This window comes from Nonomuraea mesophila (assembly GCF_004352805.1).
In the GTDB taxonomy this organism is placed as follows: Bacteria; Actinomycetota; Actinomycetes; order Streptosporangiales; family Streptosporangiaceae; genus Nonomuraea; species Nonomuraea longispora.
This window is the reverse complement of sequence record NZ_SMLD01000124.1, coordinates 1-17,136: the sequence shown is the minus strand read 5'-3', so window position 1 is coordinate 17,136 and position 17,136 is coordinate 1. Positions and strand designations below refer to the sequence as shown.

Annotated in this window: 14 protein-coding genes; 13 read left to right on the top strand and 1 reads right to left on the bottom strand. The window is 71.8% G+C overall.

The features are described from left to right. Positions 1–51: 51 nt before the first annotated feature. From E1295_RS34175 to E1295_RS34140, 8 genes are all read left to right on the top strand, one after another. Entirely contained in the window at positions 52–1,245 is a 1,194-nt protein-coding gene (locus tag E1295_RS34175) for a M20 metallopeptidase family protein (protein ID WP_132637015.1), read from the top strand. A gap of 1 nt (position 1,246) precedes the next feature. Then, entirely contained in the window at positions 1,247–2,215 is a 969-nt protein-coding gene (locus E1295_RS34170; protein WP_132637013.1) for a zinc-dependent alcohol dehydrogenase family protein, read from the top strand. 162 nt (positions 2,216–2,377) lie between these two features. After that, positions 2,378–4,198 carry an ABC transporter substrate-binding protein gene (locus E1295_RS34165; protein ID WP_166427540.1) on the top strand — a complete coding sequence of 607 codons (1,821 nt, stop codon included), beginning with the start codon at positions 2,378–2,380 and terminating at the stop codon, positions 4,196–4,198. 11 nt (positions 4,199–4,209) lie between these two features. Beyond that, entirely contained in the window at positions 4,210–5,220 is a 1,011-nt protein-coding gene (locus E1295_RS34160) for an ABC transporter permease (RefSeq protein WP_132637011.1), read from the top strand. Continuing rightward, positions 5,217–6,116, top strand: coding sequence for an ABC transporter permease (locus E1295_RS34155; RefSeq protein ID WP_132637009.1), 900 nt, complete (start codon positions 5,217–5,219; stop codon positions 6,114–6,116). The genes E1295_RS34160 and E1295_RS34155 overlap by 4 nt, the downstream gene beginning before the upstream one ends. Before the next feature lie 2 nt (positions 6,117–6,118). Beyond that, positions 6,119–7,117: an ABC transporter ATP-binding protein gene (locus tag E1295_RS34150; protein ID WP_246080690.1), complete on the top strand. Its 999-nt coding sequence runs from the start codon at positions 6,119–6,121 to the stop codon at positions 7,115–7,117. Beyond that, the gene (locus E1295_RS34145) at positions 7,114–8,124 is read left to right on the top strand and encodes an ABC transporter ATP-binding protein (protein WP_132637007.1); all 1,011 of its coding nucleotides are present in this window, start codon (positions 7,114–7,116) and stop codon (positions 8,122–8,124) included. Before E1295_RS34150 ends, E1295_RS34145 begins: the two co-directional genes overlap by 4 nt. Continuing rightward, positions 8,124–8,999, top strand: a complete 876-nt coding sequence (locus E1295_RS34140) for a GNAT family N-acetyltransferase (RefSeq protein ID WP_132637005.1) — start codon at positions 8,124–8,126, stop codon at positions 8,997–8,999. The genes E1295_RS34145 and E1295_RS34140 overlap by 1 nt, the downstream gene beginning before the upstream one ends. 68 nt (positions 9,000–9,067) lie before the next feature. Here the strand turns inward: E1295_RS34140 and E1295_RS34135 are convergent, their stop codons facing one another. Further along, entirely contained in the window at positions 9,068–10,195 is a 1,128-nt protein-coding gene (locus tag E1295_RS34135) for an exo-beta-N-acetylmuramidase NamZ family protein (protein WP_132637003.1), read from the bottom strand. Positions 10,196–10,252: 57 nt separating this feature from the next. Between E1295_RS34135 and murQ the strand changes: the two genes are divergently transcribed. The 5 genes from murQ to E1295_RS34110 all read left to right on the top strand — a co-directional run. Next, positions 10,253–11,152: an N-acetylmuramic acid 6-phosphate etherase gene (murQ, locus tag E1295_RS34130; protein WP_132637001.1), complete on the top strand. Its 900-nt coding sequence runs from the start codon at positions 10,253–10,255 to the stop codon at positions 11,150–11,152. An 81-nt stretch (positions 11,153–11,233) separates the two neighbouring features. Continuing rightward, positions 11,234–12,289 (top strand): serine hydrolase domain-containing protein, encoded by a 1,056-nt coding sequence (locus E1295_RS34125; protein ID WP_246080688.1) that lies wholly within the window; start codon positions 11,234–11,236, stop codon positions 12,287–12,289. A 195-nt stretch (positions 12,290–12,484) separates the two neighbouring features. Next, the gene (locus E1295_RS34120; protein ID WP_166427538.1) at positions 12,485–13,786 is read left to right on the top strand and encodes an MFS transporter; all 1,302 of its coding nucleotides are present in this window, start codon (positions 12,485–12,487) and stop codon (positions 13,784–13,786) included. Between the two features lie 2 nt (positions 13,787–13,788). After that, positions 13,789–13,992 carry an MbtH family protein gene (locus E1295_RS34115; RefSeq protein WP_132636997.1) on the top strand — a complete coding sequence of 68 codons (204 nt, stop codon included), beginning with the start codon at positions 13,789–13,791 and terminating at the stop codon, positions 13,990–13,992. A 2-nt stretch (positions 13,993–13,994) separates the two neighbouring features. Beyond that, the coding region (locus E1295_RS34110; protein WP_166427537.1) for a condensation domain-containing protein at positions 13,995–17,136 on the top strand (3,142 nt) is incomplete at its 3' end.

Here is a 17,136-nt window from a genome sequence, read left to right as displayed (position 1 = left end):
GCCAGCGTGGCCCGACTGGACGCGGAGGCACGGACATGAACAATGGGCCTCATGTCGTTCACTGAATCCGCGCAGGACATGCGGGATGAAATCGTTCAGCTCAGGCACTCGCTGCACACCACTCCGGAGATCGGTCTCCAGTTGCCCCGCACCCAGGAGAAGGTGCTGGCGGCCCTGGACGGGCTGCCGCTCGAGGTCAAGACGGGCACGGCGCTGAGCTCCGTGACCGCCGTGCTGAGGGGCGGGCGGCCGGGTCCCGCCGTGCTGCTGCGCGGCGACATGGACGCGCTTCCCGTGACGGAGAAGAACGACCTGCCGTACGTCTCCCGGCTGGCGGGGCAGATGCACGCGTGCGGGCACGACCTGCACACCGCGATGCTGGTGGGAGCGGCGCGGCTGCTGAGCGCGCGGCGCGACGAGCTGGCCGGTGACGTCGTCTTCATGTTCCAGCCGGGAGAGGAGGGCCACGAGGGCGCCAAGCACATGATCGACGAGGGCGTGCTCGACGCGGCGGGCTCCCGCCCCGTGGCGGCCTACGGCATGCACGTGGTCTCCTCGATGTTGCCGCTCGGGTTGTTCGCCTCCAGGCCGGGGCCGATCATGGCGGCGGCGGACGTGTTCTCCGTGACGATCAGAGGGCGGGGCGGCCACGGTTCCAGCCCGCACCGCTCGCTCGACCCGATCCAGGCGGGCTGCGAGATGGTCACGGCGCTGCAGACGATGGTGACGAGGACGTTCGACGTGTTCGACCCCGTGGTCGTGACGGTGGGCAGCTTCCACGGCGGGACGGCCGACAACATCATCCCCGACGACGCCCGTTTCGACGCGACGGTGCGCACGTTCAGCAAGGAGAACCGGGCGCTGGTCAAGCGGCGGCTGGTGGAGGTCGTGGAGAACATCGCGGCGGCCCACGGGCTGAAGGCCGAGGCGTCGTTCGGCATGGGCTACCCGGTGACGGTGAACGACGAGAGCGAGGCCGACTTCCTGGGCAGGACCGCCGACGAGCTGTTCGGGCCCGGGCGCTACTTCGTCTCGCCGCAGCCGGTGATGGGCTCGGAGGACTTCTCGTACGTGCTGGAAGCCGTGCCCGGGGCGTTCGTCTTCCTGGGTGCGTGCCCGCCTGACCGGGACCCGGCCACGGCCCCCTACAACCACTCCCCCGAGGCGGTCTTCGACGATTCCGTGCTGCCGGACGGGGCCGCGCTCTACGCAACCCTCGCCCACCAGCGGCTCGCCAGGGGCTGACATGCACGCCTGGGTGGTGGGCCGGCCGGGGCCGATGGCGTCAGGGCCGCTGGAGCTGGTCGAGCGGGAGGTGCCGCGGCCGGGGCCCGGCGAGGTGCTGGTGCGGGTGGAGGCGTGCGGCGTGTGCCGTACGGACCTGCATCTGGCGGAGGGTGACCTGGCGCCGCGGCGGCCCCGCACCACGCCAGGCCATCAGGTGGTCGGCCGGGTCGCCGGCACGGACCGGCGGGTCGGGGTGGCCTGGCTCCGCTCCACCTGCGGGACGTGCCGTTACTGCGTCAGGGGGATGGAGAACCTCTGCCCCGCCTCCGCCTACACGGGCTGGGACGCCGACGGCGGGTTCGCCGAGTATCTCGTCGCGCCGTCGGCCTACGTCTATCCCCTGCCGGACGAGCCGCCCGCCGAGTGGCTGGCGCCGCTGCTGTGCGCGGGCATCATCGGCTACCGGGCGCTGGCCCGCGCGGACCTGCCGCAGGGCGGGCGGCTGGGCATCTACGGGTTCGGCGCCTCGGCCCACCTGACCGCGCAGGCCGCCATCGCGCAGGGGGCGACGGTGCACGCCGTCAGCAGGTCCTCCGCCGCCCGTGAGCTGGCGCTGGAGCTGGGGGCGGCCTCGGCGACGGACGACCGGCCGCCGGAGCCGCTGGACTCGGCCATCCTGTTCGCGCCGGTGGGCACGCTGGTGCCGCCGGCGCTGGAGGCGCTCGACCGGGGCGGGACGCTGGCCGTCGCCGGGATCCACCTGACCGACGTGCCGCCGCTGAACTACGAGCGGCACCTGTTCGAGGAGCGGACCCTGCGCAGCGTGACGGCCAACACCAGGGCCGACGGGCGGGCCTATCTGGAGCTCGCGCTGGCCCACCGGCCGCGGGTGACGACGACGCCCTATCCCTTGGAGGAGGCCGCCCAGGCGCTGACCGATCTGGCGAACGACCAGGTCAACGGGGCTGCCGTCTTGGTAATGAACTGACGTTTCACTTGACGGCGCTTAGCTCCACTTCGCACACTGATGAAGGAAAGTTACATTAGCCTCACAACATCTGGAGATTATTGACGCCGGTCTGACGCGATCGTAGTGTCCGGTCAACTCCTGCAGATCCCTCAACAGGCTCGACATCCTCCGGAGCGGCAAATGAAGCGACTGGCAGCGGTAGTGGCGTTGCTGGGCCTTGCCACCGCGACTGCGGCGTGCAGTGGTGGCACCACCGACAAGTCAGGCGGCTCGGGCGGTGGTGGCGGGCTCTTCACCACGATCGACGTCAACAGGCCGGGTCTCGACGCGAGCGCGCCGGCCAACCCGTGGCACCCGAAGGGTAACTCCTTCCTCGGCTACAACGCGATGAAGCTGGGCTGGGTCAAGAACCACGTGACCGACCCCAACCAGTTCTATCCCGCCATCGCGGAGAAGTGGGAGATCGCGGAGGACAACTCCGCGATCACCATCCACCTGCAGCCCAACGCCAAGTGGTCCGACGGCAAGCCGGTCACGGCCGAGGACGTCAAGCTCTCCATCGGCATCGCCTACACGCAGGGCAGCACGGCGTTCGCCATCACGCCCGGCGCGGCCGGCGCGGCGGCCGACGTCGAGGTCGTCGACGACAGGACGATCAAGGTCACCCAGGACATGTCGAACCCGAGCTCGAAGTTCGCCCGGGGTGTCCTCGACAGCATCATCGTGCCCGCCCACGTGTGGAACAGCGTGCTGCCCGCCGACTTCTGGGAGAAGCTGAAGACCTCGAGGGGCACCGGCGACGGCGCCGAGAAGGCGCGCGAGGAGGTCCTCGCCGTCGGCCAGAAGGTGCTCGCGTTCAAGCCGCCGCAGGACGTCTCCGCCGGGCCGTTCACGCTGGAGCGGGTCAACCCGGGCGAGGCGCTGCTGCTGAAGAACAAGAACTTCTTCAACGCCGCCAACGTCGCGCCCGACCAGGTGAAGTTCCTCAACTACAGCGGCAACGAGCAGATCTGGAACTACCTGACCGCCGGCAAGCTCGACCAGTCCGGCTTCGTCGCCGCCCCGACCGACGTGATGAACCGCATCAAGCAGGCCCCCGGCTCACACCTGATCAAGGGCTTCTCGCCGGTGGCCGTCGGCATGGCGTTCAACCAGTCGAAGAAGCCGTACGACAACGTGCACGTGCGGCGCGGCCTGGCCTACCTGATCGACCGCCAGCAGGTCACCAAGGTGGCCTCGCCCGAGGGCGGCACGGCGGCCGTGACCACCTCCGGCATCCACCAGAAGCCCGCCCAGGAGTGGATCGGCTCGGATCTGTCGAGCCTGGAGCCGTACGCCCACGACGTGGCCAAGGCCGAGGCGGAGTTCAAGGAAGCCGGTCTGCAGAAGAAGAACGGCAAGTGGGCGCTGGCCGACGGGTCGCCGTGGAAGGTGACCATGCACGCGCCCTCCGGCTTCTCCGACTGGATCTCCGCGCAGGAGAACATCAAGAGCCAGCTCATCGAGAACGGCGTGGACGCCGAGGTCGTCACCGTCGCCGACTACCCGATCTACCTCGAGGAGATCGACGCCGGCAAGTACGACGTCGGCTTCTGGCTGATGGCGCTCGGCCCGGCGCCGTACGACATCTTCCAGCGTCTCTACGGCGCCTCCAACGGCTGGACCAACGTCGCGGGCAAGGTCAAGCACAGCCCCGCCGGCAAGGCCGGCAACTGGATGGGCAGCTCCGAGGAGATCGACGTCGAAGGCGTCGGCAAGATCAACCCGGGTGAGCTGACCGCCAAGCTCAACGCGGCCTCCGCCGAGGAGGCCAAGCCGATCATGTCGCAGCTCGCCAAGGCCGCCAACCAGGACCTTCCCGCCATCCAGCTCTGGGACTACGTGAACACGCAGTTCACCAACACCAGCCGCTTCACCGGCTGGCCCGAGCAGGACAGCGACCTGCTGCGCCTGCCGGCCGGGGTCTGGATCCAGCTCGGCCTGGTCAAGAAGAAGCAGTAGAGAAAGAGCCTATGACGGTCATCGCACGCCGACTCGCGGGCCATCTGGCCCGCGGGATCGTCATGATCCTCGTCGTCGCCACGATCAGTTTCTTCATCGTCAGGAGCATTCCCGGCGACCCGGTCGCCGCGAACGTGCAGAAGCTGATCGAGCAGGGCATGGCGCCCGAGGCGGCAGAGCAGGCGACCCGCGTGCTGTACGGGTTCCAGCCCACGGGCTCGCTCTGGCAGCAGTACACCGACTACATGGCGGGCCTGTTCGCCTTCGACCTGGGGCAGTCGGTCACCCACGCCGGCGCCCCGGTCACCCAGGTGCTCGGGGAGGCGGCCAAGTGGACCGTGCTGCCGGTGCTGGCCGGCACGCTGCTGAGCTTCCTCGTCGGCATCATCCTGGGCGTCTACGCCGCCATCAAGCGCACGGGCAAGCTCGGCGACATCCTCGCCATCTCGGGGTCGCTGCTGCACGGCGTGCCGCAGTACGTGCTGGGCCTGCTGCTCAGCGCGATCTTCGCGACGCTCATCCCGATCCTGCCCGCCGACGGCCCCGTGGACATCCTGTTCGAGCCCGGGTTCAACGCCGGCTACATCGGCTCGCTCGCCGAGCACGCGGTGCTGCCGGTGGTGACGTACGCGCTGGCCGCCTACGGCGGGTGGATCCTGGCGATGAAGTCGAGCGTGGTGACCGTGCTGGGCGACGACTTCATCCTGGCCGCCGAGCTGCGCGGGATGAAGCGTTCGATCATCTTCAGGTACATCGCGCGCAACGCCATCCTGCCGCTGTTCACGATCCTCGCGCTGTCGCTGGGGCTGCTGCTCGGCGGCGCGGTGTTCATCGAGCGCATCTTCAACTACCCGGGCCTCGGCCTGCTGCTGCTCGACAGCATCACCATGCGCGACTACGCGCTGATGGGCGGGGCGTTCCTGCTGATCACGGCGGCCATCATCGTGGCCAACATTCTCGCGGACCTGTTCTACAGCGTGATCGACCCGCGGGTCCGCGGCGGGGAGGAGGTCGGCGCATGAGTGTGCTGCTGGAGAGCACGTCGACGAGCGCCGCCATGCGGCGCAACTTCTGGTCCGGCGTGTGGCGCGTGATGAAGCGCAAGCCCAGCCGCCTCGTGGGCGTCGTGCTGATGGCCGGCTTCGTGTTCATGGGCCTGTTCGGGCCGCTGCTCTACGGCGACCCGCTGCCCCGCGACCCCTCCATGCTCACCAGGCCGCCGAGCTGGGAGCACTGGCTCGGCACCGACGACCAGGGCAGGGACGTGATCGCCCTGGTGGTCACCGGCTCCCGGTACGTCCTGCTGGCCGCCCTCGTCACCGCCGTCATCACGGTCGTGCTGGGCACCGCCATCGGGCTGTTCTCCGGCTTCAAGCGGGGCCGCTGGGACACCGTGCTCATGCGGCTCACCGACATGAAGCTGACCATTCCCGGCCTGCCGCTGCTGCTGGTGCTGTCGACGGTGTGGAAGTTCAACAGCGCCGTGCAGATGGGCCTGGTGCTGGGGCTGCTCAGCTGGGGCGGCGTGGCGCGGGCCGTGCGGGCGCAGACCCTGTCGCTGCGCGAGCGCGGCTTCATCGAGGCGGCGCGCGGGCTCGGGCTGTCCACCACGCACATCGTGGGCAAGGAACTGCTGCCGAGCATGGCCCCGTACATCGCGATGAACATGCTCATCGCCATCACCGGCGGCGTCTACTCGCAGGTCGGGCTCTTCTTCCTGGGCGTGCTGCCGTACGAGTCGAACAACTGGGGCCAGATGCTCAACACGGCCGTGTTCCGCTCGGGGGCGCTGACGGTGCCGAGCGCGCTCGGTTTCCTGCTCGGGCCGCTGCTGGCGATCCTGCTGCTGACGCTGGCCATCGTGCTGGTGGTCGACGCCATGGACGAGATCTTCAACCCCCGGCTGCGCGAGGAGTGACCGTGACGAAGACCGCGCCGGGAGTGCGCATCGACGGCCTCACGGTCGTCTACAAGACACCCGCGGGCGAGCTGCCCGCGGTCAGGGACGTGGACCTGACGCTGGAGCCGGGCACGATCACCGGCATCGTCGGCGAGTCCGGGTCGGGCAAGTCCACGCTCGCGCTGTCGCTGCTGAACGCGGTGCAGCCGCCCGGCCGGATCTCGGCGGGCAGCGTCGAGATCGACGGGCTCGGCGACGTGGTCGGCCTGCGGAACGAGCAGCTGCGCAAGGCGCGCGGCAAGCACATCGGCTACGTCTTCCAGGCCGCCCAGAACTCACTCAACCCGCTCAAGACCGTCGGCAAGCAGCTGCTCGACCTGGGCCGCTCGCACGGCGTGGAGGACCTGCGCGCCCTGGTGCGCGAGGCCAGGGAACTGCTCGGCCGGATGGGGCTGGACGGCGCCCGGGTGCTCGACTCGCACCAGCACGAGCTGTCCGGCGGCATGCGCCAGCGGGTCGGCATCATGCTCGCGCTGGTGCTCAACGCGCACCTCGTCGTGCTGGACGAGCCGACGACCGCGCTCGACATGATCACCCAGGCGAACATCCTGAAGATCGTCCGTGAGGTGCACGCGGAGCGCGGCCTGACGACGCTCGTCATCACGCACGACATCGGCGTGGTGGCCGAGGTCGCCGACCGCCTGGCCGTCATGTACGGCGGGCGGCTGGTCGAGCAGGGCCCGACCAGGGAGGTGCTGGGCGCGCCGCGCCACCCCTACACCAAGGGCCTGATCAGGGCCATTCCCCGGCTCGTCGGCGACATCGACCAGGCCCAGGCACTGCCGGGACGGCCGCCGACGCTGGCCACGGTGCCGGCCGAGGGCTGCGTGTTCAGGGAGCGCTGCCCGCTGCGCATGGACGTGTGCGACACCGTGGACCCGGAGGTCCGCGGCGACACCGGGGCCGACGGGCCGAGGGCGGTGGCCTGCCACGCCGTGACCGTGAAGGAGCACGCATGATCACCGGGACCGGCATCGTCAAGACGTTCAAGCAGCGGGGCAAGGTGCTCGGCGCCCGCGAGGTGCAGGCGCTGCGCGGCGTCGACTTCGCGATCCCGAAGGGCGGCGCGGCCTCGTTCATCGGCGAGTCCGGATGCGGCAAGACCACGCTGGGGCGGATCATCGCGGGGCTGGAGACGTACGACGCGGGCGACGTCGTGATCGGCGACGTGCCGATGTCGCCGCTCAAGCCGAAGCAGCGCCAGCCGCACTTCCGCAAGATCCAGATGATCCACCAGGACCCGTACTCCGCGCTCAACCCGACGAGGACCGTGCACCAGACGCTGCACGCGCCGCTCAGCCTGCGGGCCAGGCAGACCGGGCGGTCCAGGTCGTGGATGGAGGAGCGGGCGGCCGAGGTGCTGTCGATGGTGGGGCTCGATCCCGGCTCGGTGTTGTCGCGCTACCCGCACCAGCTGTCCGGCGGCATGCGGCAGCGGGTCGTCATCGCCCGCGCGCTGACCGTCGACCCCGAGATGCTCGTCGCGGACGAGGCCGTCTCGATGATCGACGTGTCGCTGCGGCTGGGCATCCTGGCGCTGCTGAAGGACCTGCGCGAGCGGCTGGGGGTGAGCGTGCTGTTCATCACGCACGACGTCGCCACCGCCCGCTACATCGGCGACGACGGCGAGCTGTACGTCATCTACCGCGGCCAGGTCGTCGAGCGAGGCCCGGTGGACACGGTCATCGCCGACCCGGTGCACCCGTACACGCAGTCGCTGTTGTCGGCCATCCCGGTGCTGCACGGCCTGGAACTGCCGGGCGAGCAGCCGGTGGAGCCGCTGGAGTCGCTGGACGAGAGCCAGGCCGACGAGGGCTGCCTGTTCGCCCGCCGCTGCCCGTTCCGTGGCGAGCGGTGCGCGAGCGAGCGCCCGCTGCTGCAGGTGACCGAGGGCGTGCCGCAGGAGCATGCCTGTTTCTACCCGGAGCGCCGAAGCGTGATCGCCCGGCCTATGAGCGAGGTGTGATGGCCCCCATCGTGCGTGCGGCCCCGTGGTCCTCAGGTTCGTCCGCCGGGCTCGCCGAGGCGGCCGAGGTCGCCACCGCGGCGCTGACGCTGGACACCGCGGAGGCCGAGGCCCTGATCGGCTACCTTTCGCGGCCGCCCGCCGATCGGAAGTGGACGGCGCTGACCACGGACGGCGGGGTCGTGATGACCTCGATGTCGGCCACGGACCCGGCCGGGCACATCGATCTGCTGGCCGTGCACCCGTCGGCGCAGGGCGAGGGGCGGGGGCGTGCGCTGGTGCGGGCCGCCGAGGAGTGGCTGGCCGGGCAGGGCGCCCGGCAGGTGCGCTTCTCCGGCAACACGCCGTGCTACGCCTGGCCGGGCATCGACGTGCGCTACACCGCCGCCGCCTGCCTCGCCGAGCGCCTCGGGTACGAGAACTACTCCGTCGCCTGGAACATGACCGCCGACCTGAGCGTGGACCTGTCCGTCGAGGACGACCTCGAACAGCTGGCGCGGCAGGGCGTGAGCGTGCGCGCGGCCGGCGACGACCGCGAGCGGGTCACGGCGTTCGTGCGCGAGCACTTCAACGAGTCGTGGGCCTGGGAGGCGGCGCACGCCGCCGACGTGCACTACGGCGAGCGTGACGGCCGGATCCTGGGCTTCGCCGCCTGGGGGGCGCGGCCCGGGTGGTTCGGGCCCACGGGCACCGCGCCGGACGCCCGCGGCCTGGGCCTCGGGCGGGTGCTGCTGCGCAGGTGCCTGGCCGACCAGCGTGCCGCCGGGCAGGCCGAATCGCAGATCGGGTGGGTCGGGCCGTTGCGGTTCTACTCGCGCGCCGTCGGCGCGCGGGCGGAACGCGTCTTCTGGCTCTACCGGCGCGATCTGGCGTGATGGCCCTCGGCCGTGCGCATCTCGACACCCACAGGGGGCCGCTGGACGCGGCCCCCTCCGGCGCGCGCTCAGCCCTGCGCGGCGCCGTCGTAGAGCAGCGGGCCCTCGGGACGGGCCGGGGGCGGGCACAGAGCGCGGGGGTCCTCGCCGGCCTCCAGGGCGCGGGTCAGCGTGTCGGAGCCCCACAGGTGGTCCATGAACAGGTCGGGGCCCCACCAGCGCAGGTCCTCCGGATAGAGCGTGCGGGCCACGTGCAACATCGACAGGCCCGTCAGCACCGGCCGGAACGTGCCCTGGTCGTGCACGTGGAGCTGGACCCCGCGTACGGGCGTGCCGGCGTGCTTGTGGAACGTCGGCGTGAACCACGTCTCGCGGAAGCGCACCCCCGGAAGGTCCAGCCCGGCCAGCGCGGGAGCGAAACGCCCGTCCACGTACGGAGCCCCGACCAGCTCGAACGGCCTGGTGGTGCCGCGCCCCTCGGAGAAGGTGGTGCCCTCGAAGAGGCCGGTGCCCGGGTAGACGAGCGCGGTGTCCACGGTCGGCATGTTGACCGACGGCATCACCCAGGGCAGCCCGGTCTCCGCCCACGTCATGTCGCGCCGCCAGCCCTCCATCTCGATCACGTGCAGGTCCAGGTCGAACCCGAAGAGCACGGCCAGCTCCCCGACGGTCCTGCCGTGCCGCACGGGAAGCGGGAACCGCCCCACGAAGCTGGCGAACGCCGGGTCGAGCAGCGGGCCCTCCTCCACGGTGCCGCCGAGCGGGTTGGGCCGGTCCAGCACGACGAAGCGCAGACCCAGCCGGGCGGCGGACTCCATGAGGTCGTACATGGTCCAGACGTAGGTGTAGAAGCGGGCGCCGACGTCGGCGATGTCGAAGACCAGGGTGTCCACCCCGGAGGCGGCGACGACGCGGTCCAGCGCCTCGCCCGAGAGCTTGTGGGTGTCGTACACGGGCAGCCCGGTTCGCTCGTCCACCGTGTCGCCCTCGCTGCCCGCCGCCTGCGCGGTGCCGCGCATGCCGTGCTCGGGGCCGAACATGGCGGTCAGGCCGGCGCCTGCGGCCATGAGCGCGTCGGGGGTGGGGGTCAGGTCGGGCAGGATTCCGGTGGGGTTCGTGATCAGGCCGAGGCGGGTTCCCCCTGCGAGCGAGGGGGTCGTGGCCAGCCGTTCTGCTCCGGTGCGTACGTGCGTCATGAACCCATTGTCTGAAAGATATTTACAAGAGAGAAGTAAAGGGTGGAAATTAGCGTCATGATTGATCCGCTACCCGAGCTGTCCACCGAGCAGAGCGACCCCCGCTACAGCCAGATCGACCGGCTGCCCACCGAGGAGATCGCCCGACTGATGAACCAGGCCGACACGGCCGTGCCCGCCGCCGTGGCCGCGGCCGTCCCGGCCATCTCGGCCGCCATCGACGCCATCGCGGCGCGGATGGCCGACGGCGGCCGGCTGCTGTACGTCGGCGCGGGGACCTCGGGGCGGCTGGCGGTGCTCGACGCCAGCGAGTGCCCGCCCACGTTCGGCACCGACCCTTCGCTCGTGCAGGGGATCATCGCCGGCGGGCCCGAGGCGCTGACCCGGTCGGTCGAGGGTGCGGAGGACGACGCTGAGGCCGGGGCCGCCGCCATGAAGGACCTGGAGGTGGGGCCGCTGGACTCGGTGCTGGGCGTCTCCGCCAGCGGCCGGGCCCCTTTCGTGCTGGGCGCGCTGGCTGAGGCGGCCGGGCGCGGCGCGCTCACCGCCGCCCTGTCGTGCAACACGGGCGCCCCGCTGTCGGCCGCCGCCGAGCACGCGATCGAGGTGGTCGTGGGGCCCGAGGTGGTGACCGGCTCGACGCGGCTCAAGGCCGGGACGGCGCAGAAGCTCGTGCTGAACATGATCTCCACGATCGCCATGGTGCGCCTCGGCCGCACGTACGGCAACGAGATGATCGAGATGTCGGCGATGAACAGCAAGCTCGCCGGCCGGGCGCTGCGCATGGTCAGGGACATCACCGGAGCCGACCAGCAGACGGCCGTGGCGGCCCTGGACGCGGCCGGCGGCCAGGCGAAGATCGCGGTGCTGATGATCCAGCACGGGCTCGACGCCGAGGCGGCCCGCGCGCTGCTGGAGTCGCACGGCGAGCGCCTCAGCGACGCGCTGAGCGGCTGACGCCGGCGTGCCAGGAGCAGGTGCCACGAAGGGCCCACGAAGGGCCCACGACGGGGCCACGACGGGGATGAGGGGACGGTAATGCACGACCGGCTGGACGCCGTCCTGGCGGACGCGGTGCCGCGCGTGTGCTCCGCGGCGGTCGCGCTGATCGCCGTGAACGGCTCCGTCGCCGCCGCCTCGGCGGCGGGCGAGCTCGTACGGTACGCCGCCGCGGACGGAACACTCGCCGCGCAACGCCCGCCCGCACGGCGCGACTCGATCTTCGACCTGGCCTCGGTCAGCAAGTTGTTCACCACGGCCGTACTGCTCAGGCTGGCCGAGGAGGGCCGGCTGGACCTGGACGAGCCCGTGGCGCGGCACGTCCCCGCGAGCGACGGGCGGATCACCCCGCGCCACCTGCTGACCCACACGGCGGGCCTGCCGGCGACCCGCCGCATCGACCGGGAGCTGCCGGACGCGGACGCGGACACGCGGATGGCCGCGATGCTGGAGACGCCGGTCGTCCACCCGGTCGGCGGCCCCTACCTCTACAGCGACGTCGGCATGGTCATGGCGGGCCGCGTCGCCGAGCTGGCCGGCGGAGCGCCGCTGGACGTGCTGGTCCGCACCCGGGTCACCGAGGTGCTCGGCCTGGCCGACACCGGTTACCGTCCCGCGTCGCCCGCGCGGGTCGCGGCGACCGAGTGGAAGTCCGAGCGTCCCGGGCCCGGTTGCGTACGGGGCGAGGTGCACGACGAGACCGCCTACGCGCTGGGCGGGGTGGCGGGGCACGCCGGGGTGTTCGCCACGGCCGGAGACGTCCTCGCCTTCGGCGAGGCGCTGCGGCGCGGCGGCGGCCCGATGCTGAGCGGGCGGAGCGTCGCCGAGATGACGCGCGACCAGGGCGCTGAGGGCGCTCCCTTCCGGCACGGGCTGGGGGTGCGGCTCGGCGATCCGTCCACCGTGGGGCCGCTGGACGGCGCGTACGGGCATTCGGGCTTCACCGGCACCTCGCTCGTCGTCGATCCCGTTCGCCGGCTCACCGTGGTGCTGCTGACGAACGCCGTGCACCCGGTGCGCGGCCGCGACGGCATTCGCGAATTGCGCCACGCGGTCGCCGCCGAAGCGCTCCGCGCGGCTGACCTCCACCTTTGACAGGACGTAATTACAACACCACAAAGAGCGTATTGCCGCGCCCAAAACCGTGTGTGAAGGTACAGAAGAGGCGGCTGTGAACGGTAGGCCACCTCAGGGTTCCTTTCATCAGAAGGGCCTCGGGCACACATGGGTGAACCTCCATCGGCCGAACAACCGTCGCAACAGGACCGATTTATCCATCGATTTTCTGGAATGGGTAGATTCAGCCTGGTTTGGAGTGGCCAGGTCGTCACCCTCGTCGGGAATTCCGTTCTCCGTTTCTCCCTGGTCATCCAGGCGTGGACGGTCGACCACCAGGTCACCCAGGTCGTGGCGCTGTCGCTGTGCGCGCTGCTGCCCCAGATGTTGCTGAGCCCCACCGCGGGCGCCATCGTCGACCGTTTCCGCAAGCGCACCGCCCTGCAGCTGGCCGACCTCGGCGGGCTCGTGGCCGTCGCCGCCATGACGGCCGTCTATTTCCTCGGTGACCTGCACCTGTGGCAGGTGTACCTCACCGTCGCGATGCTCGGGGCCGCCGCGGCCTTCCAGTTTCCCGCCCTGTCGTCGGCCGTGCCGCTGCTGGTCGGCAAGGAGCAGTTGCAGCGGGCCAACGGCCTGCTCGCCACCGCCAAGAGCGTCGCCGACGTGGGCGGGCCCGCGCTGGCCGGGCTGCTCGTGGTGACCGGCGGGCTCGGCGTGGTGCTCTGGATCGACCTGCTGAGCTTCGCCGTCGCGCTGCTCACCGTACGGCTGGTGCGCATGGACGGCGACCAGCCCGGCGAGGCGGGAACGCGCAAGCGCCTCGGCGCCGACTCGCTGGAAGGGCTGCGTTACCTGTTCGCCCAGCCCAGCCTGCGCGGGCTCATCCTCGTGTTCTTCACGGTCAACCTGGTGATGGTCTTCGGGTTCGCCGTGGTGCAGCCGATGATCCTGGCCAGGACCGGCAGCGACGTCTCCGCCCTGGCCAGCGTGAACGCCGGCATCGGCGCCGGCGGCATCGCGGGCGGGCTGCTGCTGGCCGCCTGGGGCGGGCCGAAGAACCGGGTGCTCGGCATGATGCTCGGCGTCGTCGGCATGTGCGTCAGCGCGCAGATCGTCACGGCCATGGCGCACGGCGTCGTCGCCTGGACCGCGGCCATGCTCGTCGGCGCGATGATCATGCCGATGGTCAACGGCTCGATGCAGTCGATCATCCAGACCAAGGTGCCGAAGGACCGGCAGGGACGGGTGTTCGGCGCCGTCATGTTCGTCTCACAGATCTCCTCGCCCGTGGCGATGGCCTTCTCCGGGCCGCTCGCCGACCAGGTCTTCGAACCGCAGGCGGCGGCCGGCACCGGCCTGGCCGGGCTGCTGCGGCCCCTGGTCGGGACCGGGCCCGGCAGCGGCATGGCGGCGATGTTGTTCATCGCCGGCCTGCTCGGGGCCGCGGCCGCCCTGTGGGGGCTGGCCCGCCGTGCCGTACGCCGCATCGACGTGCTGACCCCAGACCTCGAGAAGCAACCCGCGGGAGGCTGACCATGACCACCAACCCCTTCGAGGACGAGAACGGCTCCTACCTGGTGCTGGTGAACGACGAGAACCAGCACTCGCTCTGGCCGGCCGGCATCGACGTGCCCGCGGGCTGGCGAGTGGCGCTGGAGGAGAGCCCGCGGGCCGCGTGCCTGTCCTACGTCGAGACGCACTGGACGGACATGCGCCCGGCGAGCCTCACCCGGTCGTGACGATGGGCGTGACGAACGGGGCGGCGGGCGGTGTGCACGAGGTCTTCGCGCGGCAGGCGGCGCGCACGCCCGGCAGGACGGCGCTCGTCTGCGAGGGCGAACGGCTGACCTACGCGGAGCTGGACGCGCGCGCCTCGGCGCTCGCCGCGCGGCTCGGCGCGGACCCGGGTGTGGCGGGCCGCCTGGTGGGGGTGCGCATGGAACGCGGCGCCGGATTCGTCGTCGCGCTCCTCGCCGTGCTGAAGGCCGGGGCCGGGTACCTCGTGCTCGACCCGGGCTTCCCCGAGCAACGGCTGCGCGCCGTCGTGTCCGACGCGGGCGCCACCGCCGTCCTCACCGCGGAGGGGATCGAACGCCTGCCGCACGACGCCCGCCACGACGGGGTCGCCTGCGTCATGTACACCTCCGGCTCCACCGGCAGGCCCAAGGGCGTCGCCGCCCCGCACCGGGCGATCGTGGCCACGGTGACAGGCCAGGACTACGTGCCGTTCGACGCCGTGTGGCTGCAGTGCTCCCCCGTGTCGTGGGACGCCTTCGCCCTGGAGCTGTGGGGGCCGCTGCTGTCCGGCGGCACCTGCGTGCTGCATCCGGGGCAGCGGCCCGACCCGATGATGATGGCCCGGCTGGCCGCCGAGCACGGCGTCACCTGCATGTACCTGTCGAGCAGCCTGTTCAACGTGATCGTGGACGAGTACCCCGGCGCGCTCGCCGGCGTACGGCACCTGATCGTCGGCGGCGAGGCGCCGTCGCCCGCGCACGTCCGCCGCGCCCTCGACCGTCATCCCGGGCTGCGGGTCAGCAACGGCTACGGGCCCGTCGAGAACATGATCTTCATGACCACGCACCCGATCACCGCCTGCGACGGCCCCGTGCCCATCGGCGCGCCCCTGCGCGGCAAGCGGGTGCACGTCCTGGACGCGCGGCTGCGGCCGGTGGCCGACGGGGAGGTCGGCGAGCTGTACGCCGCCGGTGAAGGGCTGGCCCTGGGCTATCTCGGGCAGCCAGGGGCGACGGCCGAGCGGTTCGTGGCCGACCCGTTCGGCGCGCCGGGCGAGCGCATGTACCGCACGGGCGACCTCGTACGGCGCCGCGCGGGGACGCTGGAGTTCGCCGGGCGGGCCGACGAGCAGATCAAGATCCGCGGGTTCCGGATCGAGCCGGACGAGGTGGCCTCCGTGCTGGCCGCGCACCCGTCGGCCGGTCAGGTGAGCGTGGTGGCCAGGCAGGACACACCCGGCGAGCGGCGGCTGGTCGCGTACGTGGTGCCGCGCCCCGGGCACACCGTGGACGGGGAGGCGCTGCGGGCCCACGCCTCGGCCGCCCTGCCGTCGTACATGGTGCCGTCGGCGTTCGTGGTCCTGGAGGCGTTGCCGTTGACCGCGACCGGCAAGCTGGACCGGGCGGCCCTGCCCGCGCCTGCGTACGGGCCGGCCGGCTCCTCCGGAGGGCCGCGCGACGAGGTGGAACGGCGGCTGTGCGATCTGTTCGCCGACGTCCTGCGCGTGCCGGACGTGGGGGTGGACGACGACTTCTTCGCCATGGGCGGCGACTCCCTGACGGTGGCCAGGCTCCTCAGCAGGATCCATGCCGAGCTGGGCGTGGAGGTGGGCGTACGCGCCCTGTTCGAAGGGCCGACGGTGGCCGCGGTCGCCGCCCTCGTCCCGGCCGCGCGCCCCGCTCCCCCGCCCGCCGCCGACCCGGCCGGCGGCGCGCCCGCCGGCGGGGAGCTGCCGCTGTCGTTCGCGCAGCGCCGTCTGTGGTTCCTCGACCAGATCGAGGCGGGCGTGGCCTACAACATGCCCATGCTGGTACGGCTCAGCGGCCCCGTGGACGCGGCGGCCCTGCGCGGGGCGCTGGAGGATGTGGTGGCCCGGCACGAGCCGCTGCGCACGGTCTTCACCGTCCACGACGGGGAGCCCGCCCAGAGGGTGCTGCCGCCGGAGCAGGCCAGGCCCGGGTTCCAAGCCGCCGACGTGACCCGGGACGAGCTGGACGCGCGGGTGTCCGAGGCGGCGAGGCACCGCTTCGACCTGGGCGCGGAGCTGCCGATCCACTCCGTGTTGTTCACGACCGGGCCGGACGAGCACGCGCTGCTGCTGGTCATGCACCACATCGCCACCGACGGGTGGTCGTTGCCGCCGTTCATGCGCGACCTGTCGCAGGCCTACCGGGCGCGGCTCGCCGGCCGGCCCGCCGAGCTGCCTCCCCTGCCCGTCCGGTACGCCGGCCACGCGGTGCGGCACCGTACGCGGGTGGACGCGCTGCCGGCCGCCGAGCTGCGCTACTGGCGCGAGACGCTGGCCGGGCTGCCCGAGCCGCTCCCCCTGCCGCGCAGGCCGGAGACCCGCGGACCGGAAACCCGCGGACCGGAGACCCGCGGACCGGATTCCCGCAGGCCGACGACGGCGGGCGCCGCCGGCACGGTGCTCAGGCAGGTCGGCCCCGGCCTGCACCGGCGGCTGGTGGAACTGGGCAGGGAACGCGGGGCCACGCTGTTCATGGTGGTGCAGGCGGGTCTGGCCGTGGTGCTCGAACGGGCGGGCGCGGGCCACGACCTGCCCATCGGGGCTCCGGTCGCCGGGCGGTCCGGCGACGAGGTGGGCGACCTCGTCGGGTTCTTCGTCAACCTGCTCGTCCTGCGTACCGACCTGTCGGGTGATCCGTCCGCCGGCGAGCTGGTGTCGCGGGTGCGGGAGACGGATCTGGAGGCGTTCTCGCACCAGGAGGTGCCGTTCGAGCGGGTCGTGCAGGAGCTCGCCCCGGTACGGCGTCCCGGGCGGCATCCGCTCGTCGACGTGGTGCTGGCGCTGCAGAACAACTTGCGGGCGGAGCTGTCGCTGCCCGGCGTCGAGGCGCGGGTCGAAGTGGTCAGGACCGGAGCAGCCCGGTTCGAGCTGCTGGTCGACGTGACCGACGACTACGGACCCGACGGGACGCCCGCCGGGATCGCCATGACCGTCGAGTACCGCCTGGACGCCTTCTCCGAGCCGGTGATGGAGTGGCTGGCGGACGCGCTGGTGCTGGCTCTGGAGGCCATGGCCGCCGACCCCGGCACACCGGTCTCCGCCATCGACCTGCCCCCCGTACCCGAACCGTCCGTCCTTCCCCCACCCGCAGCCACAGCCACAGAGCCCACCGCTGAGC

Excerpts from the sequence above, each read along its gene's own strand:
- E1295_RS34170 (WP_132637013.1), top strand. The coding sequence starts at position 1,247 with ATGCACGCCTGGGTGGTGGGCCGGCCGGGGCCGATGGCGTCAGGGCCG.
- E1295_RS34155 (WP_132637009.1), top strand. The coding sequence starts at position 5,217 with ATGAGTGTGCTGCTGGAGAGCACGTCGACGAGCGCCGCCATGCGGCGC.
- E1295_RS34175 (WP_132637015.1), top strand. The coding sequence starts at position 52 with ATGTCGTTCACTGAATCCGCGCAGGACATGCGGGATGAAATCGTTCAG.
- E1295_RS34135 (WP_132637003.1), bottom strand. The coding sequence starts at position 10,195 with ATGACGCACGTACGCACCGGAGCAGAACGGCTGGCCACGACCCCCTCG.
- E1295_RS34125 (WP_246080688.1), top strand. The coding sequence starts at position 11,234 with ATGCACGACCGGCTGGACGCCGTCCTGGCGGACGCGGTGCCGCGCGTG.
- murQ (WP_132637001.1), top strand. The coding sequence starts at position 10,253 with ATGATTGATCCGCTACCCGAGCTGTCCACCGAGCAGAGCGACCCCCGC.
- E1295_RS34120 (WP_166427538.1), top strand. The coding sequence starts at position 12,485 with ATGGGTAGATTCAGCCTGGTTTGGAGTGGCCAGGTCGTCACCCTCGTC.
- E1295_RS34145 (WP_132637007.1), top strand. The coding sequence starts at position 7,114 with ATGATCACCGGGACCGGCATCGTCAAGACGTTCAAGCAGCGGGGCAAG.
- E1295_RS34140 (WP_132637005.1), top strand. The coding sequence starts at position 8,124 with ATGGCCCCCATCGTGCGTGCGGCCCCGTGGTCCTCAGGTTCGTCCGCC.
- E1295_RS34160 (WP_132637011.1), top strand. The coding sequence starts at position 4,210 with ATGACGGTCATCGCACGCCGACTCGCGGGCCATCTGGCCCGCGGGATC.
- E1295_RS34165 (WP_166427540.1), top strand. The coding sequence starts at position 2,378 with ATGAAGCGACTGGCAGCGGTAGTGGCGTTGCTGGGCCTTGCCACCGCG.
- E1295_RS34115 (WP_132636997.1), top strand. The coding sequence starts at position 13,789 with ATGACCACCAACCCCTTCGAGGACGAGAACGGCTCCTACCTGGTGCTG.